This window comes from Mycobacterium sp. IS-1496, assembly GCF_001499995.1.
Classification (GTDB): Bacteria; Actinomycetota; Actinomycetes; order Mycobacteriales; family Mycobacteriaceae; genus Mycobacterium.
In genome coordinates this window covers 51,492-75,653 of record NZ_LQIU01000056.1, presented here as the reverse complement: position 1 = coordinate 75,653, position 24,162 = coordinate 51,492, and the positions used below count along the sequence as shown (strand labels likewise).

The following is a 24,162-nucleotide window of genomic DNA, read 5'->3' as shown; positions in this document are numbered from 1 at the left end:
TCTAGCGCATCAGAACGTCGCGAAGTCCCGCAGGCCCGCCGCGAGCGCCACCGGCACCCGCGCCTTGACCCGTGTCCCGTCCGTGGTGTGCTCGGTGGCGTCGATGCGCCCCTCGCTGTGCACCCGGGCGACGAGATCGCCGCGGTCGTAGGGGATCGTCACGTCGACGGTGACGTCGGTGGACTCGACCAGCTCCGACATCCGGGCCGAAAGCCGGTCCAGGCCTTGGCCGGTACGCGCCGAGACGAACACCGCGTCGGGCAGCGCACCGCGCAGATGCGCCAGCGAGAGCCCGTCGGCCGCGTCGATCTTGTTGACCACCAACAGTTCTGGGGCGGGCTTCGCGTTCTGTTCGGCGACCACCTCGTTGATCACCTCGCGGACCGCGCTGATCTGCGCCAGGGGGTTGGCATCCGAGCCGTCGACGACGTGGACGAGCAGATCGGCGTCGGCGACCTCTTCGAGCGTCGAGCGGAACGCCTCGACCAACTGCGTCGGCAGGTGTCGCACGAAACCGACGGTGTCGGTGAGGACGAACGGCCGGCCGTCGTCGAATTCGCCTCGGCGGGTGGTCGGTTCGAGCGTCGCGAACAGCGCGTTCTCGACCAGCACCCCTGCGCCGGTGAGCGCGTTGAGCAGACTGGACTTCCCGGCGTTGGTGTAGCCGACGATCGCGACCGAGGGCACCTCGGTGCGGCGCCGCCCACTGCGCTGGGTGTCGCGGATCTTCTTCATGTCCTTGATCTCGCGGCGCAACTTGGACATCCGCTCGCGGATGCGGCGGCGGTCGGTCTCGATCTTCGTCTCACCGGGACCGCGCGTGCCGACACCGCCACCGGCGCCGCCGGCCCGACCGCCGGCCTGCCGCGACATCGATTCACCCCAACCGCGCAGCCGGGGCAGCATGTACTCCATCTGCGCCAGCGACACCTGGGCCTTGCCTTCACGGCTGGTGGCGTGCTGGGCGAAGATGTCGAGTATCAGGGCGGTGCGGTCGATCACCTTGACCTTGACGATCCTCTCCAGCGCGGTCAGCTGCGCAGGGCTGAGCTCACCGTCGCAGATCACCGTGTCGGCGCCGGTCGCGAGCACGATCTCGCGCAGTTCGGCGGCCTTGCCCGAGCCGATGTAGGTCGACGCGTCGGGTTTGTCGCGACGCTGGACGACGCCTTCGAGCACCTCGGAGCCCGCGGTCTCGGCGAGCGCGGCGAGTTCGGCGAGGCCGGCTTCGGCGTCGGCTGCGCTGCCGTCGGTCCACACACCGACCAGCACGACGCGTTCGAGCCGCAGCTGGCGGTATTCGACCTCGGAGATGTCGGCCAGCTCGGTGGACAGCCCGGCGACGCGGCGCAGCGCGGAGCGGTCCTCGAGCGCCAGTTCGCCGGCGCTCGGCGTGTCGCCGGATACGTTCTGGAGTGGTGATTCGGGAAACGTCATGAGCGAATCAAGGTTCGCACGGAGATCACTTTTCATGCACCCCAATTAACGCTGATGAGATTGCCACCATTCCCCGGCGAGTTCGCCGGTGGCCACCAATTCCGACGGTCCGCGCAGGAAACTCGTGGTCTCGGTGACCGACACCGTGACCACGCCGCCGGGTATGCGGACATCCAGCGTGCCAAGCGTGTCGCCGGCCTGCGCCAACGCCGCGACAGCGGCGGCGACTGTCCCGGTACCGCATGAGCGCGTCTCGCCGACACCGCGTTCGTGTACCCGCATCGACACCGCTCCATCGCGTACCGCGGTGAGGACTTCGACGTTGACGCCGTCGGGGAACTGGGCGCGGTCGAACTCCACCGGGGCGGCCACGTCGAGCGCCGCGAGTTCCCCGTCGGTGAGCGTCGCGTCGACGCAGGCCAGGTGCGGGTTGCCGACGTCGACCCCCAGCCCGGTGAAGCGGCGCCCGCCGACGACGGCCGACCCGGTGCCGAGCAGGTTGACCTTGCCCATCTCGACGGTCACCTCGGCCCGCCAGCCGTGCGCCGGGTCGTAGTCGTGCAGGACGACGGGCCGCGGCCCGGCCAGCGATCCGACCACGAACTCGTCGCGCGATTCCAGGTCGGTCGCCCGCAGATAGTGCGCGAACACCCGCACGCCGTTACCGCACATCTGGGCGATCGACCCGTCCGCGTTGCGGTAGTCCATGTACCAGTCGCGGGCGTCGACCCCCTCGGGCAGTCGCTCGAATACGCCCGCGGACATGGCCGCCCCCGCGGTGGTGACCCGCAGCACGCCGTCGGCACCGAGCCCGCGGCGCCGGTCACACAGTGCGGAGACGACGGCAGGCGTCAGCGCCAGCCGGGCGTCGAGGTCCGGCAGCAGCACGAAGTCGTTCTGCGTCCCGTGACCCTTGGCGAACTGCACCCGCTCAGGATACGGCGCGCCATGCCCGCAGCGTGCGGTCGACGTTGTCCGGTGACGCGCCGTCGAGCCAGCACACGCGGTGGTCGCGCCGGAACCACGAACGCTGCCTGCGCACGTAGCGGCGGGTGCCGACGAACGTCGGTTCGCGCGCGGCCGATCCGTCGCCGCCGGCGTCGAGGTCGGCGAGCACCTGGGCATAGCCCAGCGCCCGCGACGCCGTCACACCGTCGCGCAGGCCGCGCCGCAGCAGGCCTGTCACCTCGGCGACCAGCCCCTCGGCGAACATCGTGTCGGTGCGCTCGGCCAGCCGGTCATCGAGAACCGCTGTCGCCCAGTCCAATCCGACGATCGCCGTATCCCACCGCGGCGTGCCGATGGTGGGCGCCGACGCCGCGAACGGCTGACCGGTGAGTTGCACCACCTCGAGCGCGCGCACGATGCGGCGGCCGTCGGTGGGCAGGATCGACGCCGCGGCTTCCGGGTCCACCTTCGCCAGTTCACCGTGCAACGCCGCGACCCCGACCTCGGCGAGGCGCTCCTCCCATCTGGCGCGCACGGCGGGGTCGGTGGCGGGGAACGCCCAGTCGTCGAGCAGCGCCTGGACGTACATCATCGATCCGCCGACGATGATCGGCAGCGCACCGCGGGCGGCGATGGCCTCGACGTCACGCGCGGCGTCGGCCTGGTAGCGCGCCACCGACGCGGTCTCGGTGACGTCGAGGACGTCGAGTTGGTGGTGTGGGACGCCGCGGCGCTGCGCGACCGGCAGCTTCGCGGTGCCGATGTCCATGCCGCGGTAGAGCTGCATGGCGTCGGCGTTGACGATCTCGACGCCGAGCTCGCCGCTGAGCCGTTCGGCCACGTCCAGGGCCAGTGCCGATTTACCCGTCCCGGTCGGCCCGATGATCGCCAGCGGCCTCATGGCGTCCAGCGGCCGGCGAAGTAGCCGACCCCGTACGGGGCGCCCCGGTAGTACTCCTCGGCCGACCGGGGCGCGGGTCCGGTCAGCCCCGCCAGCACCTGGTAGGCGACCCGACCGACGACCGAGCCGGGCAGCCGGCTCAGCGCCGCGGTGTCGCCGGCGGCCAGTGCTTCGTCGAGCGCCGCCTGGACGGGCACGGCGTCGGGGTCGTATCCGCCGGGAGCGGGCGGGGTGAGGGTGTGGCAGCCGTCGGCGACGACCAGCACCCCGATCTCACCGTCGGCGTCGTCGACGAGGGCGCGCAGCTCCCGGCCCCGCGCCATCGCGGTGTCGGCGTCGAGGTCACCGGGATAGACGCGGGCCTCCGCCGCGGCGTGCGGGGCGTATCGCCCCCGGGCCCACCCGGCGATCAGCGCGCACAGGGGCAGGTCGACGGGCGCGGTGGCGCCGTCAGGCGACAGCGTCACCGGCACGTCGACGCCGTAGCCGGCGAAGGTGCCCGCCGTGGGCGGGGTGAGCACCGCGTCGGCGGAGCCGGCACCGATCGCGACCCAGCGGTCGGGCAGTCCCCGGACAGCCCGCGCCACCGCCGCGCGCAGTTCGGACAGTTCGCCGGCCGCTCCGCCGGCCAGTTCGGGCACCATCACCGGAGCGGACGGCACGATGGCGATCGCGGTGAGCACGCCACCAAACTAGTGTGCGAGCGAGGCCTGGGCCTCGGCGCCGGCCGCTTCGCCGCGGGCCAGCGCGGCGGTGGCCAGCACCATCACCGCGGCCGCGACGCTCAACGTCGTCCATCCGGCCTCACCGGGGCGCATCGTCTCCCCCAGCACCACCACGCCGAGCACCGATCCGACCACCGGTTCGGCCACGGTCATCGTCGGCAGCGACGCGGTCAGCGCACCGGACCGGAACGAGGCCTGCTGCCACGCCGTCCCGGCGACGGCGACGGCCGCCAGCGCGTAGAGCTCGGGCATCTGCAGCACTGCCCACAGACCGTCGTCGAGCCGGTCGACGACACCCTTGGTCAGCACGGCGAAGACGCCCCACAGCGCACCGGAGACCAGCGCCAGCAGCACTGCACTGGGGGTGCCCGACCAGATCCGGGCCCCGACGACGCAGAGCAGCAGCGCCGGGACCAGCACCGCGATCACGACGGCCCAGGTCTCCCAGGAGGCCCGGGCCTGTCCGGCGGTCGGGTTGCCGACGGTCACGATCACCGCCACCGCACCGGCCAGCAGCGCCGCCCAGAGCCACTCCCACCGCGTCACCCGCCGGCCGGTCAGGCGGGCGTTGATCGGCAGCGCGAACAGCAGCGACGTCACCAGCAGCGCCTGCACCAACAGCACCGATCCCAGCCCGAGCGCGGCGGCCTGCAGGCCGAACCCCACGGCGGCGACGGTGCTGCCCAGCCACCACTGCCGGTCGCGCAACAGCCGCAGGAACAGCTCGAGGTGCCCGACCGCCTCGTCGGTCACCTCGTGCGCCGAGCGCTGGTGGATGACATCGCCGATCGCGATGAACAGCGCGGCGCCCAGCGCCAGCAGCGCGGCGATATCCGCCCTGGCCATCGCATCTCCTCGTGGTGGTAGCGGGCATGAGCGTGCCCGGATGGCGGGCCGTCCTGCAAACCGGCGCGCCGAAGGTGTGCGCACACCCACGGCCGACCTGTTTGAATAGCCTTCGACAGCCAGCGATACCGATCCGGATGACAGGCAGGGGCGCCGCGTTGCGCGGCAGTGCGCGGTCCACCGCGCGGAGGGTGCGAGGAACGAGACATGACGACCAGCGAGCCGGGTGCGACCTCGGAGGCGAACGACGAGGCGACGCCGCGTCCGGTACCGGGGCCGCCGCGGCCCTCACCCCGACCGGGGCCGCCGCGGCCGGTTCCCCGACCGGGCCGGCCGACGCCGGTGCCCGCGGTGGCGGCGCCGCCGGCCAGCGATCCGCACCGCTTCGGCCGGGTCGATCCCGACGGCACCGTGTGGCTGATCACCGGATCGGGTGAGCGCGTCATCGGTTCGTGGCAGGCCGGTGAGCCCGAGGCGGCCTACGCCCACTTCGGGCGCCGGTTCGACGATCTGCAGACCGAGGTCGTCCTGCTCGAGCAGCGCCTGGTCACCCATGCCGGCGATGCCCGCAAGATCAAATCCGCCGCCGCCACTCTGGCCGAGAGCCTTCCGGAGGCCCATGTCCTGGGGGACGTGGACTCGCTGGCGGCGCGACTGACCGCGATCGTCGAGCACGCCGACGAGGAGGCCCAAGCCGAGCGGGCCCGCCGCGACGAGCAGCGTGCCGCGCAGCTGGCGCGCAAAGAGGCGCTGGCCGCCGAGGCCGAGGACATCGCCGCGAACTCCACGCAGTGGAAGACCGCAGGCGACCGGCTGCGGGAGATCCTCGACGAGTGGCGCACGATCACGGGCCTGGACCGCAAGACCGACGACGCGCTGTGGAAGCGCTATTCGGCCGCCCGCGAGACGTTCAACCGGCGGCGCGGTTCGCACTTCGCCGAACTCGACCGGGGCCGTGCGGGCGCTCGGCAGGCCAAGGAGGCGTTGTGCGAACGCGCCGAGGAACTGTCCGGGTCCCGGGAGTGGGGGGCGACGAGCGCCGCGTTCCGTGACCTGCTGGCGGAGTGGAAGGCCGCGGGCCGGGCCGCCAAGGATGTCGACGACGCGCTGTGGCAGCGGTTCAAGGCCGCCCAGGACGTGTTCTTCTCCGCCCGCAACGCCGCGACCGCGGAACGGGACGCGGAGTTCAAGGCGAACGCCGCCGCCAAGGAGGCGCTGCTCGCCCAGGCCGAGCAGATCGACACCTCCAACCCGGACGCCGCCCGCGCGGCGTTCCGCGCGATCGGCGACAAGTGGGACGCCATCGGCAAGGTGCCCCGCGAGCGGGGCGCGGAATTCGAGCGACGCCTGCGCGCGGTGGAGAAGAAGGTCCGCGACGCCGCGTCGTCGAACTGGACCGATCCGGAGGCGCAGGCCCGCGCCGATCAGTTCCGGGTGCGCGCCGAGCAGTACGAGCGCCAGGCGCAGAAGGCCGAGGCCGCGGGCCGGACCAAGGACGCCGAACAGGCCCGCGCGAATGCCCAGCAGTGGCGCCAGTGGGCCGACGCCGCGGTCGAGGCGCTGAGCAAGCGGCGCACCTGACCCGGCCCGGTGCGGGTCAGCCGGCCGGGTTGTCCGGATCGTCGCGGCGGTCCCGGCCGGAGTCGCCGAAGTCGCCGAAGTCGAGGAAACCCTTGCCCTGGTTCTCCCTGGCGCGGCGGCGACGCTCCTCCTCGGCGGCCAACTGCACCGCGGTGCGGGTCCACACCACCCGCGCCCAGTGGAACGTGAGCACGATCACCGCCAGCCAGCCGAGCACCAGGCCGATGCCGGGCCCCGGATACGGTTCGGCCGCGGTCTGCCGCGACCACACCGCGAGCATGCCGAGCGCGCTGGCCACCGCCGAACCGGCCAGCGCCACCCAGGCGATCGCCCAGCGCCGGGTGAGCAGCGCAAGGATGGAAAACCCGACGGAGAACACGATCGCCAGCACGGCGAACACCCGCGAGGGCAGCGAGATCCCCGCACTGGCGGCGGCGTCGGTGCCGGCCAGTACGTCGAAGCCCCTGGCGCCGCCGGCGTGCGGCAGCACGAACGACAGCAGCACGACGAACACCAGGACGGCGACCACCAGGGCGCGCGCACCCGGGTCGAACTCCCCCGCCACCCGGCGTTCGACGTCCTCGATGTCGCCCTTGTACGAGTCGAATTCGTCGGGCCCGTCCGGGCCGCTCATCGCGCACATCCCGTCGCCGCCGGGGCGGGTGCGGGTGCGCCGATGCCCGGAAGGCCCAGCCCGACCCCGGTGCGGGGCCGCAGGCCCGCGGCGTGCGCGTCGCCGGCGCGGGTGCGTCGGTGGGACAGCAGGGCGCCGTCGGCGATCAGGTGGTGCGGCGCCGCGCCGGTCACCGTGGTGGTGACAACGTCACCGGGCCGGATATCCACATCGCCGGGTGCGAAGTGCACGAGCCTGCCGTCGCGGGCGCGCCCGGACATGCGGGCGGTGGCCGCATCCTTGCGGCCCTCGCCGGTGGCCACGAGCAGTTCGAGTGTGCGGCCGACCTGGGCCAGATTCTCCTCGAGCGAGATCTTCTCCTGCAGCTCGATCAGCCGCTGATACCGTTCGCTCACAACGGCTTTCGGGACTTGTCCGGGCATGTCGGCGGCGGGCGTCCCGGGTCGCTTGGAGTACTGGAACGTGAAGGCGCTGGAGAACCGCGAGGCGGCCACCACGTCGAGGGTGGCTTGGAAGTCCTCCTCGGTCTCGCCGGGGAAGCCGACGATCAGGTCGGTCGTGATCGCCGCGTCGGGGATCGCCGCCCGGACCCGGTCGATGATCCCCAGGTACTTCTCCGCGCGGTAGGACCGGCGCATGGCGCGCAGGATCCGGTCGGATCCGGATTGCAGCGGCATGTGCAGTGCGGGGCAGACATTCGGTGTCTCGGCCATCGCCTCGATCACGTCGTCGGTGAACTCGGCCGGATGCGGTGAGGTGAATCGCACGCGTTCGAGCCCGTCGATCCGCCCGCACGCGCGCAGCAGTTCGGCGAACGCGCCGCGGTTGCGGGGGATCTCCGACCACATCGCCGGGTCCTCGCGCAGGCGCTCGTCCGAAGCGAACGACACGCCGTAGGCGTTGACGTTCTGACCCAGCAGCGTGACCTCGAGCACACCCTGGTCGACGAGGGTCTGGATCTCGGCGAGGACGTCGCCCGGACGGCGGTCGACCTCCTTGCCGCGCAACGACGGGACGATGCAGAACGTGCAGGTGTTGTTGCAGCCCACCGAGATCGACACCCACCCCGCGTATGCCGATTCGCGTGCGGCGGGCAGCGTCGACGGGAATTCCTCTAGGGCCTCGGCGATCTCGACCTGCGCGGTGCGGTTGTGGCGGGCCCGTTCGAGCAGCGCAGGCAATGCGCCGATGTTGTGGGTGCCGAAGACGACGTCCACCCACGGGGCGCGACGCAGCACGGCGTCGCGGTCCTTCTGGGCGAGGCAACCGCCGACGGCGATCTGCATCTGCGGTTCGGACTGTTTACGCGGCGCGAGGTGGGACAGGTTGCCGTACAGCTTGTTGTCGGCGTTCTCGCGCACGGCACAGGTGTTGAAGACCACCACGTCGGCGTCGGCCCCGTCCGCGGCGCGCCGGTATCCCGCGGCCTCCAGCAGACCGGCCAGCCGCTCGGAGTCGTGCACGTTCATCTGACAGCCGTAGGTGCGGACCTGAAAGGTGCGCGCCACCGGCGGCAGCGCGCTCGCCGCCTGCTGCGTCACCGTCGAAGTCACGGGCCCCATGGTACGGGGGCCGGATTGATCAGTTCCGGGCACAGCAGGCGTTCCGTGGGTAAGGTCAGCACCCATGGAAACGGCCGGACACCCCACCGGGCCTGATGCGCGGTCGGTCGATCCGGAGCGTCGGGCGGTGCCGATGATCTCGATGCAGGGGGTCAACAAGCACTTCGGCGATCTGCACGTCCTCAAGGACATCAACCTCACCGTTGAGCGGGGGCAGGTCGTGGTCGTGCTCGGGCCCTCGGGCTCCGGCAAATCCACGCTGTGCCGAACGATCAACCGGCTCGAGACCATCGATTCCGGCACCATCGCGATCGACGGTGACGTCCTGCCCGAGGAGGGCCGCAAACTCGCGCAGCTGCGGTCCGACGTCGGCATGGTGTTTCAGTCGTTCAACCTGTTCGCGCACAAGACGATCGTCGACAACGTCACGCTGGCGCCGATGAAGGTGCGCGGGCTCGGCAAGGACGCGGCGCGCGAGGCCGCGATGGCGCTGCTCGAGCGGGTCGGGGTCGCCAATCAGGCCGACAAGTACCCCGCACAGTTGTCGGGCGGCCAACAGCAACGCGTCGCGATCGCCCGCTCGCTCGCGATGAACCCCAAGGTGATGCTCTTCGACGAGCCGACCAGCGCGCTCGACCCCGAGATGATCAACGAGGTGCTGGCCGTGATGGCGTCGCTGGCGGGTGAGGGCATGACCATGCTGGTGGTGACCCACGAGATGGGCTTCGCCCGCCGCGCCTCCGACCGCGTCGTGTTCATGTCCGACGGGGCGATCGTCGAGGACGCCGAACCGGCCCAGTTCTTCGACCACCCGCAGACCGACCGCGCCAAGGACTTCCTCGGCAAGATCCTCCATCACTAAACGCTCGGCGAAAGGAAACTCACCCATGCCGTCCTTCTCGATGATGTCTCGCAGGCGCGTCACGGCCGCCCTGGCGCTGGCCGTCGCCGTGCCGTTCGCGGCCACCGCCTGCGGAGGTGGTGGCGGCGGTGACGAGAACACCATCGTCATCGGCACGAAGTTCGACCAGCCGGGCCTGGGCCTGCGCAACCCCGACGGCTCGATGAGCGGCTTCGACGTCGACGTCGCCACCTACGTGGCGGGCGAACTGGGCTACACCCCCGAGCAGATCGAGTGGAAGGAGTCGCCGTCCGGACAGCGTGAGACGTTGATCCAGAACGGCCAGGTCGACTACATCGTCGCCACGTACTCGATCACCGACTCCCGCAAGGAGAAGGTGGACTTCGCCGGACCGTACCTGGTCACCGGCCAGAGCCTGCTGGTGCGTGAGGACAATACCGACATCACCGGCGCCGCGTCGCTGCAGAACAACAAGCGACTGTGCTCGGTGTCGGGTTCGACTCCCGCGCAGAAGATCAAGGACGAGTACCCGGGTGTGCAGCTGCAGCAGTACGACACCTACTCGGCGTGCATCGAGGCGCTGAAGAACGGCGCCATCGATGCGGTCACCACCGACGAGGTGATCCTGGCCGGATACGCCGCGCAGACCCCGGGCGCGTTCAAGATCGTCGGCGACACGTTCTCCGAGGAGCGCTACGGCATCGGGCTGAAGAAGGACGACGCCGAGATGCGCGCCAAGATCAACGACGCGATCGAGAAGATGGAGTCCAGCGGCGCCTGGAAGGAAGCCTTCGACAAGAACCTCGGCCCGGCGGGCATCACGGCGCCCGCCCCGCCGCAGGTCGACCGCTACTGAGCCGGGGGTCTGGCTCCGGCCGTGGAGATATTCACCGAGTACCGCGCAGAGATCTTCGAGGCGTTCTGGACGACGGTCCAGCTGACGGTCTACTCCGCGGTCGGAGCGCTCATCCTGGGCACGGTGCTGGCCGCGATGCGGCTGTCGCCGGTGCCGATGCTGGCCTGGCTCGGCACCGCCTACGTCAACGTCGTCCGCAACACGCCGTTGACGCTGATCATCCTGTTCTGTTCGTTCGGGGTGTCCCAGACCCTCGGCATCACGCTGGTCGACCCGCAGTCGAGCACGTCGATCGAGGACAGCAATTTCCGGTTGGCAGTGCTCGGGTTGACCGTCTACACCGCGTCGTTCGTGTGCGAGACGGTGCGCTCGGGGGTCAACACGGTGCCGCTCGGCCAGGCCGAGGCGGCTCGCTCACTCGGCCTGACGTTCGGGCAGAACCTGCGAATGATCCTGCTGCCACAGGCTTTCCGCGCGGTGATCATTCCGCTGGGCTCGGTGCTGATCGCGCTGACGAAGAACACCACGATCGCCTCGGCGATCGGCGTGGCCGAGGCCGCCCTGCTGATGAAGGAGATGATCGAGAACACCGCGGCGCTGCTCGTGGTCGGGTCGATCTTCGCCTTGGGGTTCATCATCCTGACGTTGCCGCTCGGCCTGCTGTTCGGTTGGCTCGGCAAGCGCATGGCGGTGGCCCGGTGATGAGCAGGGTGGTGATCCCATGAGCGGCACCGTCCTGTTCGACGCGCCGGGACCGCGCGCCCGGCGACGCAACATGGTCGTCACCGTCATCACGTTGGCGGTCACCGCGCTGATCGGCTGGATCGTGTACTCGCGACTCGAGTCGAAAGGACAGCTCACCGCCGCCAAGTGGGAGCCGTTCCTGACGTCGAACCTGTGGACCACCTACGTGCTGCCCGGCGTGCAGGGCACGTTGACGGCGGCCGCGGTGTCGATCGTGCTGGCGCTGATCCTGGGGTTCGGGCTCGGCGTGGGCCGACTGTCGGTGATCACCCCGGTCCGCTGGGTCTGCGCGGTGATCGTGGAGTTCTTCCGGGCCGTCCCGGTGCTGATCATGATGATCTTCGCGTACTTCCTGTACGCGTTCTACGACGTCTTCCCCTCCAAACACCTCGCGCTGGCCGGCGTCATCACCGGCCTGACGCTCTACAACGGTGCGGTCATCGCCGAGATCGTCCGGGCCGGGGTGCACGCGCTGCCCCGCGGCCAGGCCGAGGCGGCCTCGGCGCTGGGACTGCGCTGGGGGCAGACCATGCGCTCGATCCTGCTGCCGCAGGCCATCACCTCCATGTTGCCGGTGCTGGTCTCCCAGCTCGTGGTGGTGCTCAAGGACACCGCGATCGGCTACCAGATCACGTTCGTCGAGATGGTGCGCCAGGGCACGGTCGTCGGATCGTCCTACGGCAACTACATTCCCGCCCTCATCGTCATCGCCGTGCTGATGATCAGCGTCAACTTCGCCCTGTCCGCCCTGGCGACCAGGCTGGAACGCCGGATGCGGCGATCCCGGCGCGGACCCGCGCCGCTGGACACCGAGGCCGTCGAGCAGGAGGGTGCGCCGGGCGCGAAAGCCGTGTAGCGCACGCTCGCCGCCGTGCCGCAGCGGATCTCGCGTCATCGCCCCCTGTTTCGGCCGCGCCGCGGGACACTGATCGCGTGATCGAGACGCTGTCCGCGCTGGACCTGCTGCCCGAGTCGACGTTGCGCAGCGTCGTCGATGTCATGGTCCGCCTCGTGGAGGCGTGCGGTGCCGTGGTGATCGTGATCGGCGCGCTGGTGGCGATCGTGAAGTTCGCGGTGACGCTGGCACGCCGCGACATCGCCGAGTTCTCCTCGGTCCGGCTGACATTGGGCCGGTTCCTCGCGCTCGGTCTGGAATTCCAGCTCGCGAGCGACGTGCTGCGCACCGCGATCTCCCCGTCGTTCGAGGAGATCGCCAAGCTCGCGGCCATCGCGACCATCCGCACAGCGCTCAACTACTTCCTGGCGCGCGAGATCGCCGAGGAGCAGCGCGCCGTCGAGGCTGCCATGGCGAAGCGGTCGGCACCAGGGGCGGCTGCGCCATGACTCTCGCGGCCGACCTGTCATGGCTCATCGCCGCCGCGGCGATCGTTCTGGGCATCGCCTGCCTGGTGGTGTTCCGACGACCCGCCCTCGCCCTGCACGTGCTGCTCGATCTACTCCTTGCCGCCGGCCTCGTGCGGTTGAGCGCCGACGCGGGATGGCCGGTGATCGCCGTGACCGCCGCGGTCGTGGCACTGCGCCGCGTCGTCGCCCGGAGCCTGCTGGACGCGCGTGCACCGCGGCGCGCCGACGTCCGCTGAAGGGCTCATGGCCGCCAGTCCGGGGACCGGCCGAGGTGCCGCAGGATCCTGTCGAGTTCACCGCCGCCCGACTCCGATGGGGCAAGCGCCTGCGCGAACGGCGAGTTGTCCGCGTTGCGCATCTCGCCGTCGGGTACGGCGAAGGCGATCGGTGCCGCCGCGTCCACCACGTCGGCCGGGATGTCGAACCGCAATCCCAGTGCGCGCGCGACGTCCCAGCCGTGGACGACATAGTCGACGAAGTGGAACTGCATCGCCACCGACCCGGGAAACGCGGCATCGGGACCGAATTCGGGCAGCGTGAAAGGGTTTTCGAGCACTCCGTCTGCGGCGAAGGCGGCCAGCAGGTCCTCGGCGGCGGCCGAATAGGCGTCTGCGGGCCGTGCGCGCACCGCGTCGGCGACCGTGGCGGGATCCCACACCGTGTGGTCGGCGCCGCGGCCACGCGCGGCGGCCGCGAAACCGCGGTGCTGCACGGTCATGTGCACGAGCAGGTCGCCGAGATTCCACCCCGCGCAGGGCGTCGCCCGGGCCAGGTCGTCCGGGGTGACCTGCGCGACCAGGCCCACAGAGGTCTCGACAGCGATGCGGTGGTACGGACGCACGTCAGTATTTGTAAGCATACGCCTACAATATGCGTTCACCTATCATTTGGCAACGCCTAGAATCGTTCCATGACGTCGCGGCCCACGCGTCCCGATCTCGCGGCGATGCTCGCTCCCCTGCTTCGCGATCTGGCCGCCGCCGAGTTACCGGTCCTGAAGAAGCACGGCCTGACGATGTGGGGTTACACCGTTCTGGTGGCGCTGGACCGCTCACCGATGCGCACGCAGGCCGCACTGGCCGAGGCGATCAACGCGGACAAGACGCGCATCATCCGGACTCTCGACGAGCTGCAGAACCAGGGCTACATCGAACGTCACCCCGCGCCCGACGATCGCCGGGTTCGGCTGCTGGCCATCACCGACACGGGCCGCACCGTGAAAGATGCTGCGCAGGAGGAGATTCAGCGCGGCGAGCAGCGCTGGCTGTCGAGACTGCCGGCTCGGGACCGCACGACGTTCCTACGCCTGTTGCAGCAGCTCACCGGCGACGACTGACGGTCAGACCCGCCGGCGCTCCCGTTCGCCGGCCAGTTCGACGGTGACCACGTCGAGCGCCATCGACTGGCTGTAGCCGCGGCGGGCCAGCATGCCGGCCAGCCGCCGCTTCACCTTCAGATCCGAACCCGGTTCGTCGTCGAGTTTCTCGCGGCGCAGCCGGTCGCGGACGAGTTGCTCGGCCCGGTCGCGTTCGGCACCGGCGTCGATGTCGGCGAGCGACGAGCTGATCACCTCGTCGTCGACCCCCTTGCGGCGCAGCTCGGCGGCCAACGCGCGCTTGCCTTTTCCGGCGTAGAGGTGTCGCGACCGCACCCACTGCTCGGCGAAGTCCTCGTCGTCGACGAGCCCGACCTCCGCCAACCGGCCGAGCACCCGTGCCACGACGGGTTCGGCGTAGCCGCGCTGAGTCAGCTTGCCGGCCAACTCCGCCCTGGTGCGGGCCCGCGCGGTGAGCAGGCGCAGACAGTACGCGTGCGCCTGCTCCTCGCGGCTCGGCTCGTCGCCGTCGGGATCCGCGGCGGGGTCGGACTCAGAAGTCGACGGGTGCGGGAAGGACGTCATCAGCGGTCACCACGGCACCGATGTTGAGCTTCTCTTTGATCTTCTTCTCGATCTCGTTGGCCACATCGGCGTTCTCCAGCAGGAACTTGCGGGCGTTCTCCTTCCCCTGGCCCAACTGCTCCCCCTCGTAGGTGAACCAGGACCCGGACTTGCGGATGAAGCCGTGTTCCACGCCCATGTCGATGAGCGAGCCCTCCTTGCTGATGCCCTTGCCGTAGAGGATGTCGAACTCGGCCTGCTTGAACGGCGGGGAGACCTTGTTCTTGACGATCTTGACCCGGGTGCGGTTGCCCACCGCGTCGGTACCGTCCTTGAGCGTCTCGATACGGCGGACGTCCATGCGGACCGAGGCGTAGAACTTCAGCGCCTTGCCGCCCGTTGTGGTCTCGGGCGAGCCGAACATCACGCCGATCTTCTCGCGGAGCTGGTTGATGAAGATCGCGGTGGTGCCCGAATTGCTCAGCGCACCGGTGATCTTGCGCAGCGCCTGGCTCATCAGCCGGGCCTGCAGACCGACGTGGCTGTCGCCCATCTCGCCCTCGATCTCGGCACGCGGCACCAGTGCGGCGACCGAGTCGATGACCAGGATGTCCAGCGCACCGGAGCGGATCAGCATGTCGGCGATCTCGAGGGCCTGCTCGCCGGTGTCGGGCTGGGAGACCAGCAGCGAGTCGGTGTCCACCCCGAGTTTCTTGGCGTAGTCGGGATCCAGCGCGTGCTCGGCGTCGATGAACGCCGCGATGCCGCCGGCGGCCTGGGCGTTGGCCACGGCGTGCAACGCGACAGTGGTCTTACCCGAGGACTCCGGACCGTAGATCTCGATGACGCGCCCGCGCGGCAGGCCGCCGATGCCCAGCGCCACGTCCAGGGCGATGGAGCCGGTCGGGATGACCGAGATCGGCGCGCGGACCTCGTCGCCGAGCCGCATCACCGAGCCTTTACCGTGACTCTTCTCGATCTGCGCGAGCGCCAGCTCGAGGGCCTTCTCGCGATCGGGTGCCTGCGGTGCCATGTCTGTCTCCATCCTCGTGATGTTCGGTGACCGGTGTCGATCAGTTGGCCGTGACGCTAGAGGGACCCACCGACAAGTCGGCGGAAGCAGTCACCCAGCCGTCGAACACCACCCACCATAGACGAACACCTGTTCGACTCAAGTTGACACGCCGATGGATGACCGGACCGATCGGCGATTCCGTCCGCTCCGCCCGGTACCGGCCTATCGTGAGGACACCGGCCTCCTGGCTGGACGGCACAGCAATGCACGGCACAGCGATGCACGAGATGGCGATCACCCAGAGCATTGTCGACGCGGTCTGCGACCACGCCGCCGGCCGCCGCGTGCACAGTGTGCGGCTCGAGGTCGGAGCGCTGTGCGCGGTAGTGCCCGCCGCGATGCAGTTCTGTTTCGAGCTCGCCACCGAGGGCACCGCCGCCGACGGCGCCCGCCTGGACCTGGACGTGCGGCCCGGGCTGGCACGGTGCCGGACCTGCGACGCCGACTTCGAACTGACCGATCTGATCCTGTTGTGCCCGTGCGGAAGCGCCGACGTCGACGTGCGCGCCGGACGCGAACTGCGAATCCTCTCGATGGAAGTGAGCTGACCATGTGCGCGACCTGCGGCTGCGGCGACGACCACGCCCACGACCACACCCCCGGCCACGACCACCCCCCCGGCCACACCCATCCGCACACCCACGACCACCCGCATACCGAGACCGTGACGCTGGAGCAGAAGGTGCTCGCCCGCAACGACGACCTCGCCGCGCAGAATCGCCGCTGGCTCGCCGAGCGCGACATCCTCGCGCTCAACCTCACCAGCTCGCCGGGGGCGGGCAAGACCACCCTGCTCGAACGGACCATCCGCGACCTCGGTGGACACCGGCCCATCGCCGTGATCGAGGGTGACCAGGAGACGGCACTCGACGCCGAGCGCATCCGCGCGGCAGGCGCGAGGGCGGTCCAGGTCAACACCGGCGCCGGTTGCCACCTCGACGCGATGATGGTGCGGCGCGCGCTCGAGGAACTCGACCCCGCCCCCGGCACACTGCTGTTCATCGAAAACGTCGGCAACCTCGTCTGCCCCGCGCTGTTCGACCTCGGCGAACACAGCAAGGTCGTGATCATCTCCGTGACCGAGGGCACCGACAAACCCCTGAAGTACCCCCACATGTTTGCCGCCGCCGGGCTGGTCCTCGTCAACAAGACCGACCTTCTGCCGTACGTGGACTTCGACCTCGACGCGTGCACCCGCCACGCCCGCTCGCTGAACCCGGGCGTCGGCGTGTTGCCGGTCTCCGCGACGACGGGCGAGGGCGCCGGGCAGTGGTACGCCTGGATCGACCTCTCGGCAAACCCGTCCCGCGATCGGGTCATGTCGTGACGACCGTTGACAGAACCAAGCCGCCGGAGTAGACCCAGAACTTAGCGCCGCGCAAGTGGGCCGAGGGTCGACTCCGGCGGCGCAGGGGTCGCCAGCCCCGGCCCCGGAAAGCTGTGGCGATGCCTACTGAGGCAGCAGTCAAAGCGGAAGAGGCGCTGATCCACGTTCTGTGGATCAATGCCGGATTGAGTTGCGACGGTGATTCTGTGGCGCTGACTGCCGCCACCCAGCCCAGTATCGAGGAGATCGCGCTCGGCGCCCTCCCCGGACTGCCCAAGATCGCCGTTCACTGGCCCCTGATCGATTTCGAATGCGGACCGAACGGGGGCGCCGACGACTTCCTCGAATGGTTCTTCAAAGCGGACAGAGGCGAATTGGAACCGTTCGTGTTGGTCGTCGAGGGATCGATCCCGAACGAGGCGATCAAGAGCGAGGGATACTGGTGCGGGTTCGGCAACAACCCGGCCACCGGTCAACCGATGACCACCAGCGAGTGGCTCGACCGGTTGACGCCCAAGGCGACCGCCGTGGTCGCGGTGGGCACCTGCGCGACCTACGGCGGCATCCACGCGATGGCGGGTAACCCGACCGGAGCCATGGGTGTGCCCGACTACCTCGGCTGGGACTGGAAGAGCAAGGCAGGCATACCGATCGTCTGCGTACCGGGGTGCCCGATACATCCGGACAACCTGGCGGAGACACTCACCTATCTGCTCTACATGGCCACCGATCAGGCACCGATGATCCCGTTGGACGATGCGCTTCGACCGCAGTGGCTGTTCGGTCAGTCTGTACACGAGGGGTGTGACCGCGCCGGGTACTACGAGCAGGGTGACTTCGCCACCGAATATGGGTCACCCAAATGCATTGTGAAACTGGGTTGTTGGGGTCCCGTTGTGAAATGCAACGTGCCCAAGCGTGGGTGGATCAACGGTATCGGGGGATGTCCCAACGTGGGCGGCATCTGCATCGGGTGCACCATGCCCGGCTTCCCGGACAAGTTCATGCCGTTCATGGACGAGCCACCGGGCGGGAAGGTCTCGACCACCGCATCCACCCTGTACGGGTCGGTCATCCGCAGCCTGCGTCACGTCACCGGTCGCACCGTCGACAAAGAGCCGAAGTGGCGCCACCCCGGCGCCGAACTCGAAACGGGCGCCACGCGCACCTGGTAGGTGCGCGCCGCCCGCGCCCGTGTCGCCGACACCGGATGACGGTGCTCGGCGCACGGGTCGCACAGCACGAGAGAAGAATTCGATGACCACGACTATCCCCGACCCGTCGCATGTCAAGCGGGAACCCGGCCAGCTGGTGGAGATGGCCTGGGACCCCATCACCCGCATCGTCGGCAGCCTCGGCATTTACACCAAGGTCGACTTCGACAACCGCGAAGTCGTGGAGTGCCACAGCACCTCGTCGATCTTCCGCGGCTACTCCATCTTCATGAAGGGCAAGGACCCCCGCGACGCCCACTTCATCACCAGCCGCATCTGCGGTATCTGCGGTGACAACCACGCCACCTGCTCGTGCTACACGCAGAACATGGCCTACGGGGTGCAACCGCCGCACCTGGCGGAGTGGCTGGTCAACCTCGGCGAGGCCGCGGAATACATGTTCGACCACAACATCTTCCAGGAGAATCTCGTCGGCGTCGACTTCTGCGAGAAGATGGTCGCCGAGACGAACCCGTCGGTGCTGGCGAAGGCCGAGAACACCGCCGCACCGCACGCCGACATGCACGGTCACCGCACGATCGCCGACATCATGCGCGCGCTCAACCCGTTCACCGGCGAGTTCTACCGGGAGGCGCTGCAGGTCAGCCGGTGGACGCGAGAGATGTTCTGCCTCATGGAGGGTCGCCACGTCCACCCGTCGACCCTGTACCCCGGGGGGATCGGCACCACGGCGACCGTGCAGCTGATGACCGACTACATGACCCGGCTGATGCGCTATGTGGAGTTCATGAAGAAGGTCGTGCCGATGCACGACGACCTGTTCGACTTCTTCTACGAGGCGTTGCCCGGATACGACCAGGTGGGCCTGCGCCGCACGCTGCTCGGCTGCTGGGGATCGTTCCAGGATCCCGAGCACTGCAACTTCAGCTATAAGGACATGGAGGACTGGGGACGCAAGATGTTCGTCACCCCCGGCGTCGTGGTCGACGGCAAACTCGTCACCACATCGCTGGTGGACATCAACCTCGGTATCCGAATCCTGTTGGGACACAGTTACTACGATGACTGGACCGATCAGGAGATGTTCGTCAAGACCGATCCGCTCGGCAACCCCGTCGACCGGCGGCACCCGTGGAACCAGCACACGAACCCCAAACCGCAGAAGCGTGACTTCGACGAGAACTACAGCTGGGTGATGTCACCGCGCTGGTTCGACGGCACCGACCACCTCGCGCTCGACACCGGCGGCGGGCCGCTGGCCCGCTTGTGGTCGACGGCGCTGGCCAACCTCGTCGACATCGGGTACGTGAAGTCGACCGGTCACAGTGTCCAGATCAATCTGCCGAAGACCGCGTTGAAGGGTCCCGTCGAGCTGGAGTGGAAGATCCCGCAGTACGGCAGCAACACGCTGGAACGCAACCGGGCCCGCACGTACTTCCAGGCCTATGCGGCGGCGTGTGCGCTGCACTTCGCCGAGAAGGCGCTGACGGAGATCCGCGCCGGCCGCACCAAGACGTGGGAACGTTTCGAGGTGCCGGACGAAGGCATCGGCTGCGGGTTCACCGAGGCGGTGCGCGGGGTGCTCAGCCACCACATGGTCATCCGCGACGGCAAGATCGCGAACTACCACCCGTATCCGCCGACGCCGTGGAACGCCAACCCGCGCGACAGCTACGGCACGCCGGGCCCGTACGAGGACGCAGTCCAGGGGCAACCGATCTTCGAGGAGAACGGCCGCGAGAAGTTCAAGGGCATCGACATCATGCGGACGGTGCGCAGCTTCGACCCGTGTCTGCCCTGCGGGGTGCACATGTATCTCGGCGGCGGGAAGTCGCTGGATCTGCTGCACTCCCCCACCCAGTCCGTCACCGGGGAATAGGGTATGAGCTCGCCGAGCGAGCGCGACGCGGACGCGGACACGCGTTGGCGCACAGCGGGTGAGCGGATCCAGACGCTGCTGGACGCCAGTTCGGCCGGCGGCGCGGCGGCGCGGGAACGCGCCGAGCACCTGGTCGGCGAGGTCACCGACCTGTACGGCGCGGCCCTGGGCCGCCTGCTTCGCCTCGCGGTGGACGCCGACCCCGACCTGGCCGACGTCGTGGCAGCCGACCCGCTGGTCGCCAGCCTGCTGCTGGTGCACGGCCTGCACCCGCACAGCGTCGAGCGGCGGATCACCGAAGCGCTCGACACCGTGCGGCCCTACCTCGGCTCGCACGGCGGCGACGTCCACCTGATCGAGGTCGACGGGGACACCGCGCGGTTGCGCTTCACCGGTAGCTGCAAGAGTTGCCCGTCTTCGGCGGTGACCCTCGAGTTGGCGGTCGAGGACGCCGTCCGGGCCGCCGCGCCCGAGATCGGTCCCATCGACGTCGTTGCGGGCGAACGTGATTCACCCGACACGGTGATCCCGGCCGAGTCGCTGTTCACCCGGGTGCACACCCCGCCGTCCTGGCTACCGGTGCCGGGGTTGGCCGACCTCGAACCGGGTGAGGTCGGTGGGTTCGCGGTCGCGGGTGCGCCGGTCCTGGTCTGCCGGCTCGGCGACACCTTCTACGCGTACCGGGACCGCTGCGGCCGGTGCGACGCGTCGATGGCCGGCGCCCGCCTGCTCGGCACGGTGCTGCACTGTCCGCGGTGCGGCGCCGGGTTCGATGCGGTGCACGCGGGCGCGGGCCTCGCCGGCCCCGAACGCCTCGAACCCGTCCCCGTCCTGCGCCGCCAGGGCGTCTGGGCGGTCGCGATCCCCGAGAGCGTGGCCTCATGACGACCTCCGCGTACGACGTGCTGGCCCGTATCCGGGCCGCCCGCACCGCCCCGCAGCCCGCGGGTGAACGCTGCGAGATGTGCGCCGAACCGATCGCCGACGAGCACCAGCACGTCGTCAACGTCGAAGGCCGCCAACTGATGTGCGTGTGCCGCGGCTGCTATCTGTTGTTCACCGACACCCAGGCCACACTGCGCTACCGCGCGGTGCCCGACCGCTACCTCGTGCTCGAGGACTTCGCGCTCGACCGCGGCCGGTGGGAGGCACTGCAGATCCCGGTCGGTCTCGCGTTCTTCTTCCGGAACTCGGCACTCGGGCGGGTGGTCGCCCTGTACCCGGGCCCCGCCGGAGCGACGGAGTCCGAACTCGACCTCGACGCGTGGGAGGGCATCCGGGTGTCGGATCCGCGCGCGGACCTGCCCGCGGAGGACACCGAGGCGCTGCTGGTGCGGATACCACCGCGCGCCGACGCGCAGACCTCACCGCAGTGCTACCTGCTGCCGATCGACGCCTGCTACGAGCTGGTGGGCCGACTCCGGTTGCTGTGGCGTGGATTCGACGGCGGCGCGGATGTCGAGAAGTACCTGAGTGGCTTTTTCGAACAGATCGCCGAACGCGCCAGAGTGGTACCGCGATGACCGCCGATGTGACGTTCTCGGTGCTGAGCGTGACGCCCGAACCCTACGCCGTCACACCGGTTCTGACGGCGCGCCTCGAGATCACCGCGACCGGTGACGACCCGGTGCACGCGATGGCACTGCGCTGTCAGGTCCGCATCGACCCGCTCCGGCGCGGTTACACCGACGCCGAGGCCGAGGGCCTCGCCGACCTGTTCGGCCCGCGCGAGCGGTGGGGTACCACGCAACACACGTTCCTGTGGCAGCACAGCGCGACGATGGTCCCGGGATTCGCCGAGATCACCCATGTCGACCTGCCCCTGGAATGCACCTACGACGTCGAGGTCGCCGCCGCCAAGTACCTGCACGCCGTGCGCGACGGTGTCGTACCACTGCAGTTCCTGTTCAGCGGAACACTGTTCACCCGCGGGGAGCGCGGATTCGCCGTGACGCAGATCCCGTGGGACCGCGAGGACTCGTACCGACTCCCGGTGACGGTGTGGCGCGACCTGATCGCACTGCACTATCCGAACACCGGGTGGCTGCGGTTGTCGCACGACACGATCGCCGCGCTCACCGCATACCGGTCCGCACAAGGACTGCTGTCCTGCGACGACGCCGTGACCGCCCTACTGTCACAGGCCAGGCAGGAGGTGCCGTGACCGCCGACTGGGACAGGGCGCGCGCCGTCGCCGACGCGGTGCTCTACGAGGGTTACCTCCTGTACCCGTATCGCGCCACCTCGCGAAAGAACCAGGCGCGGTGGCAGTTCGGGGTACTCGGTCCGCCGGGAGCCGCCGCGGCCGGGTTCGGCGAGGACGATCGCCTCTCCGCCCAGTTGCTCGTCGAGCACACGGGAGCCGCCACGATCTCACTGGTGGTGCGCTTCCTGCAGCTGCAGCACCGACGCGCGGAGAGTTCGGCTCCCGGCGGCAGCTTCGTTCCCGTCGACGAACTGCGCACCGCGGACGGTTCCTGGGTGACGTGGGACGAGGCCGTCGCCCGTGAGGTCGCGGTCGACCCGGTACCGCTGGAGGAAGTGACGCTGACCGTGCCGATCAACGTCGGCTCCGGTCGCGACATCGAACACCTCGACGGTGGCCGCCTCGTCCGGACGCGATGCGACCTGCACGCCGAGCTCACGGTCCACGCCCAACCCGAGGGCGCCCTGACCGGGGTGACGATCACCGTGCGCAACACGGGTGCGACCGCCCGCGACAAGGAGGAGGCGATCTCCAGATCGCTGATCGGCACACACCTGATCGCCGAGGTCCACGACGGCAACTTCGTCTCCCTGCTCGACCCGCCGGCCGACGCCGCCGATGCGAGCGCCCGGTGCCGCCACCACCGCTGCTTCCCCGTCCTGGCCGGCCCGCCCGGTGTCCGCAACCTGGTGCTGATCTCCCCGATCATCCTCTACGACCACCCGGAGATCGCCGAACAGAGCGGCGGTGACCTCTTCGACTCGACGGAGATCGACGAGATCCTGACCCTGCGCGTCATGACCATGACCGACGAGGAGAAGGCACAGGCGCGCGCGACCGACCCACGGGCGGCGGCGATCGTCGACCGCTGCGATGCCATGTCGCCCGAGGCGATGCTCGACCTGCACGGCGTGTTACGCGATCCGCACGCCGCGCAACCGCCCGGCCTCATCCCCGAGGTTCCCGACGGCGTCGACTGGTGGGATCCGCTCGCCGACGACGCCGTCGCGCCCGACCGCGATGCCGTACTGGTCGGCGGCGTGCGGGTCAGCCGGGGAACGCGGGTGCGGCTGCACCCCACCCGGCGCGCCGACGCCCAGGACCTGTTCTACGCCGGCCGGTCCGCGCGGGTCACTTCCGTGCACGAGACCGTCGACGGCGATGCGCAGATCGGTGTCGTGCTCGACGACGACCCCGCCGCCGACCTGCACGACTGGTACGGCCGCTACCTGTACTTCGCACCCGACGAAGTCGAACCGATCAACGATGGGAGCCCGTCATGTACGTAGTCGGCTGGATCGCCGTCATCCTCGCGGCGATCGTCGCGCTGTTCGCGGCGACGCTGGGCCTGCGTTCCCTACCGGACGCCAAGCGCTATCTGAAGATGCGCCGGATGTAGCCGGGGGTGACATCACGTCTGACATCCTGATCGCCGGAATCGGCAACATCTTCCTCGGGGACGACGGCTTCGGTCCCGAGGTGCTCCGCCGGGCCACGCCGCTGATCACCGATCCCCGCGTCCGCGCGGTCGACTACGGCATCCGCGGCATGCACCTCGCCTACGACCTGCTCGAGCCCTGGGAGTTGCTCGTGCTCGTCGACGCCCTGCCGAACCGCGGTGCCCCCGGCACCCTGCACGTCTTCGAGGCCGATCACGACGGGCTCCGCACGACGGCGGGTCTCGACGCGCACGCGATGGACCCTGCGGCGGTCTTCGCCGGTCTCACCGCGCTGGGCGGCACCGCACCGCCCACGGTGGTGATCGGGTGTGAGGTCGCCGACGTCGCCGAGGGGATCGGGTTGTCCGCCCCCGTCGCGGCGGCGGTTCCAGAGGCGGTCCGGGCCGTCGGCGCAGTGGTGTCCGGGCAGCCGGCGCAGACGGGGCGGGGGTGACGCCATGTGCCTCGGGATCCCAGGACAGGTCGTCGGCATGCTGGACGGCTACGGCGGCCAACTCGCGCTCGTCGACGTCGCGGGCGAACACCGCAGGGTCAACGTCGGCATGCTGCCGGAAGAGACGTTCGGCCCCGGCGACTGGGTGATCATCCACATGGGGTTCGTCGTCGAGAAGACCGACCGCACCGGCGCCGACGCCGCGATGGCCGGACTCGAACTGATGGGCCGCGGAGCACCGCCGGATGGAAAGACCTCGCCGTGAAC

29 protein-coding genes are annotated in these 24,162 nt (G+C 69.6%); 19 read left to right on the top strand and 10 right to left on the bottom strand.

Translation table 11 applies throughout. From position 1 onward, the window contains the following. Positions 1-9: 9 nt before the first annotated feature. The 5 genes from hflX to AU195_RS21890 are packed head-to-tail and all read right to left on the bottom strand — an operon-like array spanning position 10 to position 4,857. Positions 10-1,437 carry a GTPase HflX gene (gene hflX / locus AU195_RS21910; protein WP_059161133.1) on the bottom strand — a complete coding sequence of 476 codons (1,428 nt, stop codon included), beginning with the start codon at positions 1,435-1,437 and terminating at the stop codon, positions 10-12. Positions 1,438-1,482: 45 nt separating this feature from the next. Continuing rightward, positions 1,483-2,364, bottom strand: coding sequence for a diaminopimelate epimerase (dapF, locus tag AU195_RS21905; protein WP_059161132.1), 882 nt, complete (start codon positions 2,362-2,364; stop codon positions 1,483-1,485). A 4-nt stretch (positions 2,365-2,368) separates the two neighbouring features. Continuing rightward, complete coding sequence (gene miaA / locus AU195_RS21900) at positions 2,369-3,286, bottom strand: tRNA (adenosine(37)-N6)-dimethylallyltransferase MiaA (protein ID WP_059161131.1); 918 nt, start codon at positions 3,284-3,286, stop codon at positions 2,369-2,371. Continuing rightward, positions 3,283-3,969, bottom strand: coding sequence for a class III extradiol ring-cleavage dioxygenase family protein (locus AU195_RS21895; RefSeq protein ID WP_059161130.1), 687 nt, complete (start codon positions 3,967-3,969; stop codon positions 3,283-3,285). The genes miaA and AU195_RS21895 overlap by 4 nt, the downstream gene beginning before the upstream one ends. A gap of 9 nt (positions 3,970-3,978) precedes the next feature. Then, positions 3,979-4,857, bottom strand: a complete 879-nt coding sequence (locus AU195_RS21890) for a DMT family transporter (RefSeq protein WP_059161129.1) — start codon at positions 4,855-4,857, stop codon at positions 3,979-3,981. 207 nt (positions 4,858-5,064) lie between these two features. On the opposite strand from AU195_RS21890, the gene AU195_RS21885 reads away from it, so the two are divergent. Further along, on the top strand, positions 5,065-6,438 hold the full coding sequence (locus AU195_RS21885; RefSeq protein ID WP_059161128.1) for a DUF349 domain-containing protein: 1,374 nt from the start codon (positions 5,065-5,067) through the stop codon (positions 6,436-6,438). 16 nt (positions 6,439-6,454) lie between these two features. Here AU195_RS21885 and AU195_RS21880 read toward each other — a convergent pair whose 3' ends face one another. Continuing rightward, positions 6,455-7,081, bottom strand: a complete 627-nt coding sequence (locus AU195_RS21880; RefSeq protein WP_059161127.1) for an Rv2732c family membrane protein — start codon at positions 7,079-7,081, stop codon at positions 6,455-6,457. Beyond that, positions 7,069-8,634: a tRNA (N6-isopentenyl adenosine(37)-C2)-methylthiotransferase MiaB gene (gene miaB / locus AU195_RS21875; RefSeq protein WP_059161126.1), complete on the bottom strand. Its 1,566-nt coding sequence runs from the start codon at positions 8,632-8,634 to the stop codon at positions 7,069-7,071. Before miaB ends, AU195_RS21880 begins: the two co-directional genes overlap by 13 nt. 133 nt (positions 8,635-8,767) lie before the next feature. Here miaB and AU195_RS21870 point away from each other — a divergent pair, with 133 nt between their 5' ends. From AU195_RS21870 to AU195_RS21845, 6 genes are all read left to right on the top strand, one after another. Beyond that, positions 8,768-9,496 carry an amino acid ABC transporter ATP-binding protein gene (locus AU195_RS21870; RefSeq protein ID WP_059161236.1) on the top strand — a complete coding sequence of 243 codons (729 nt, stop codon included), beginning with the start codon at positions 8,768-8,770 and terminating at the stop codon, positions 9,494-9,496. 25 nt (positions 9,497-9,521) lie between these two features. Beyond that, entirely contained in the window at positions 9,522-10,352 is an 831-nt protein-coding gene (locus AU195_RS21865) for a glutamate ABC transporter substrate-binding protein (protein ID WP_059161125.1), read from the top strand. Between the two features lie 21 nt (positions 10,353-10,373). Continuing rightward, complete coding sequence (locus tag AU195_RS21860) at positions 10,374-11,054, top strand: amino acid ABC transporter permease (protein WP_059161124.1); 681 nt, start codon at positions 10,374-10,376, stop codon at positions 11,052-11,054. A 19-nt stretch (positions 11,055-11,073) separates the two neighbouring features. Then, the gene (locus AU195_RS21855; protein ID WP_059161123.1) at positions 11,074-11,952 is read left to right on the top strand and encodes an amino acid ABC transporter permease; all 879 of its coding nucleotides are present in this window, start codon (positions 11,074-11,076) and stop codon (positions 11,950-11,952) included. A gap of 77 nt (positions 11,953-12,029) precedes the next feature. Continuing rightward, positions 12,030-12,440, top strand: a complete 411-nt coding sequence (locus AU195_RS21850; protein WP_059161122.1) for a DUF1622 domain-containing protein — start codon at positions 12,030-12,032, stop codon at positions 12,438-12,440. Then, positions 12,437-12,697, top strand: coding sequence for a hypothetical protein (locus AU195_RS21845; protein WP_059161121.1), 261 nt, complete (start codon positions 12,437-12,439; stop codon positions 12,695-12,697). Before AU195_RS21850 ends, AU195_RS21845 begins: the two co-directional genes overlap by 4 nt. Before the next feature lie 5 nt (positions 12,698-12,702). Here the strand turns inward: AU195_RS21845 and AU195_RS21840 are convergent, their stop codons facing one another. Beyond that, complete coding sequence (locus AU195_RS21840) at positions 12,703-13,320, bottom strand: TIGR03086 family metal-binding protein (protein WP_059161120.1); 618 nt, start codon at positions 13,318-13,320, stop codon at positions 12,703-12,705. A gap of 51 nt (positions 13,321-13,371) precedes the next feature. On the opposite strand from AU195_RS21840, the gene AU195_RS21835 reads away from it, so the two are divergent. Next, complete coding sequence (locus AU195_RS21835) at positions 13,372-13,797, top strand: MarR family winged helix-turn-helix transcriptional regulator (RefSeq protein ID WP_059161119.1); 426 nt, start codon at positions 13,372-13,374, stop codon at positions 13,795-13,797. Positions 13,798-13,800: 3 nt separating this feature from the next. On the opposite strand, the gene recX is transcribed toward AU195_RS21835, so the two are convergent. Continuing rightward, complete coding sequence (gene recX, locus AU195_RS21830) at positions 13,801-14,361, bottom strand: recombination regulator RecX (RefSeq protein WP_059161118.1); 561 nt, start codon at positions 14,359-14,361, stop codon at positions 13,801-13,803. After that, complete coding sequence (recA, locus tag AU195_RS21825; protein WP_059097384.1) at positions 14,330-15,373, bottom strand: recombinase RecA; 1,044 nt, start codon at positions 15,371-15,373, stop codon at positions 14,330-14,332. The genes recX and recA overlap by 32 nt, the downstream gene beginning before the upstream one ends. 260 nt (positions 15,374-15,633) lie before the next feature. Between recA and AU195_RS21820 the strand changes: the two genes are divergently transcribed. The 11 genes from AU195_RS21820 to AU195_RS21775 all read left to right on the top strand — a co-directional run bounded on the left by AU195_RS21820 (position 15,634) and on the right by AU195_RS21775 (position 24,160). Beyond that, on the top strand, positions 15,634-15,963 hold the full coding sequence (locus tag AU195_RS21820) for a hydrogenase maturation nickel metallochaperone HypA/HybF (protein WP_059161235.1): 330 nt from the start codon (positions 15,634-15,636) through the stop codon (positions 15,961-15,963). 2 nt (positions 15,964-15,965) lie between these two features. Further along, the gene (gene hypB, locus AU195_RS21815) at positions 15,966-16,742 is read left to right on the top strand and encodes a hydrogenase nickel incorporation protein HypB (protein ID WP_059161117.1); all 777 of its coding nucleotides are present in this window, start codon (positions 15,966-15,968) and stop codon (positions 16,740-16,742) included. 119 nt (positions 16,743-16,861) lie between these two features. Next, positions 16,862-17,917 (top strand): NADH-quinone oxidoreductase subunit B family protein, encoded by a 1,056-nt coding sequence (locus tag AU195_RS21810; RefSeq protein WP_059097386.1) that lies wholly within the window; start codon positions 16,862-16,864, stop codon positions 17,915-17,917. Between the two features lie 82 nt (positions 17,918-17,999). Next, entirely contained in the window at positions 18,000-19,796 is a 1,797-nt protein-coding gene (locus AU195_RS21805; RefSeq protein WP_059161116.1) for a nickel-dependent hydrogenase large subunit, read from the top strand. Between the two features lie 3 nt (positions 19,797-19,799). Next, the gene (locus AU195_RS21800) at positions 19,800-20,681 is read left to right on the top strand and encodes a NifU family protein (protein WP_059161115.1); all 882 of its coding nucleotides are present in this window, start codon (positions 19,800-19,802) and stop codon (positions 20,679-20,681) included. Beyond that, positions 20,678-21,319, top strand: coding sequence for a DUF5947 family protein (locus AU195_RS21795; protein ID WP_059161114.1), 642 nt, complete (start codon positions 20,678-20,680; stop codon positions 21,317-21,319). Before AU195_RS21800 ends, AU195_RS21795 begins: the two co-directional genes overlap by 4 nt. Then, entirely contained in the window at positions 21,316-21,960 is a 645-nt protein-coding gene (locus AU195_RS21790; protein WP_059161113.1) for a DUF6084 family protein, read from the top strand. The genes AU195_RS21795 and AU195_RS21790 overlap by 4 nt, the downstream gene beginning before the upstream one ends. Further along, positions 21,957-23,291: a hypothetical protein gene (locus AU195_RS21785; protein ID WP_059161112.1), complete on the top strand. Its 1,335-nt coding sequence runs from the start codon at positions 21,957-21,959 to the stop codon at positions 23,289-23,291. The genes AU195_RS21790 and AU195_RS21785 overlap by 4 nt, the downstream gene beginning before the upstream one ends. Continuing rightward, the gene (locus tag AU195_RS26505; protein WP_502687372.1) at positions 23,282-23,401 is read left to right on the top strand and encodes a DUF6893 family small protein; all 120 of its coding nucleotides are present in this window, start codon (positions 23,282-23,284) and stop codon (positions 23,399-23,401) included. The genes AU195_RS21785 and AU195_RS26505 overlap by 10 nt, the downstream gene beginning before the upstream one ends. 11 nt (positions 23,402-23,412) lie before the next feature. Further along, a complete protein-coding gene (locus AU195_RS21780) occupies positions 23,413-23,895 on the top strand; it encodes a hydrogenase maturation protease (RefSeq protein WP_216636406.1) in 483 nt (160 codons plus the stop codon). A gap of 4 nt (positions 23,896-23,899) precedes the next feature. Further along, positions 23,900-24,160, top strand: coding sequence for a HypC/HybG/HupF family hydrogenase formation chaperone (locus AU195_RS21775; protein ID WP_059161110.1), 261 nt, complete (start codon positions 23,900-23,902; stop codon positions 24,158-24,160). Positions 24,161-24,162 lie beyond the last annotated feature (2 nt).